This window comes from Bradyrhizobium sp. LeoA1Lang, assembly GCF_055413685.1.
The window spans coordinates 1-1,055 of sequence record NZ_JBVAPG010000421.1 but is presented as its reverse complement, the minus strand read 5'-3'; the positions used below and the strand labels follow the sequence as shown (position 1 = coordinate 1,055).

Annotated in this window: 1 protein-coding gene; it reads right to left on the bottom strand. The window is 51.4% G+C overall.

Annotated elements, in window-relative coordinates; translation table 11 throughout:
• Positions 1-95: 95 nt before the first annotated feature.
• A complete protein-coding gene (locus ACZYOF_RS43920; protein WP_463719610.1) occupies positions 96-935 on the bottom strand; it encodes a KAP family P-loop NTPase fold protein in 840 nt (279 codons plus the stop codon).
• Positions 936-1,055: the final 120 nt, after the last annotated feature.

Sequence of the window (1,055 nt, the reverse complement as noted above, 5' to 3'; positions counted from 1 at the left end):
ACCAGCCGGTGTGATATCTCTCGTCATGGCGTTGCTCTCCTTTGTGGAATCAGCACCCCGAGCCTACCGGCTCAAGGTGGGCAACGCCGACCTCTTCAGTAATTCAACAGAACCCGGGACATCCCCTCCAAGTTCTCTTTGATCCAGCCATAGAGCTCAGGCTCATGTAATCGAAGTAGCTCGAGCAACATCAGATCAATTGGATCGACAAAGTCTCTTTGTGACGAAAGAGATACCGCTAGTGCATTTGTGTAAAGACGAACGTCACGTGGCGTCTTGAGATAATGTCGAAATACGAAGTGCCAAGTACGACCTATCCTTCCAATTTCTTCAGCATCCAGTTCGCCCAGAAACTCCGAGATGTCCGCATTAAGCACTTTGCTCAATCCATTCCCGAGAATGGGGGGCAAGTGAACCGGATACTGGATAATCTTGTTCAGATACTCCTTTCCGTCGAGCTTTGTGCCTTCGCATATTAGTTTGGTTAAGTTGCCATGATCAAAACTCAGCAAGTAGATTACATTTGGTAAGTCCCCAAGGGTCTTCACCAATGAAACCATTTCGGTGGCCTCGTCGGGCATTAGTCGATCAAGGTCGTCTATTATCACCAATATTCTTCGGTCCGATAACCGTCTCAATATGGCTCTCAGTTTCTCTCGAAGCTCATCAAGCGTGGGGCCACGTGTTAGTTTCGTCGCTGCCGATGCAGACCAAGGCGCTCCTGCAGACAAAAAACTACCGATCGGTATTCCAGTAGCAAAGTCGAGTCCCGTGCCTGCTACTGGAGCCAGTTCTGACAGCCTCTTTAGGAACGATGCAAAGGCTTCTTGGACTTCAGACCCGAGTTGTTCGCCCAGAGCCCTGGCCAACTCGCTCAGGAGAGCAGTTGCCAATTCGCCGCGACCCGCAATGAGCCAAGGAGAGAAACGGGGGATGTCCCGATCGGTGTTGAACTACGTCGGGCCGACGTTGCCAGAATGAATGTTACGCGGCCCTTGTGACATGGGCAACGGGCTTGATCGTCATGGGATTGTGGTGAGCTTGAAGGGCCGCAC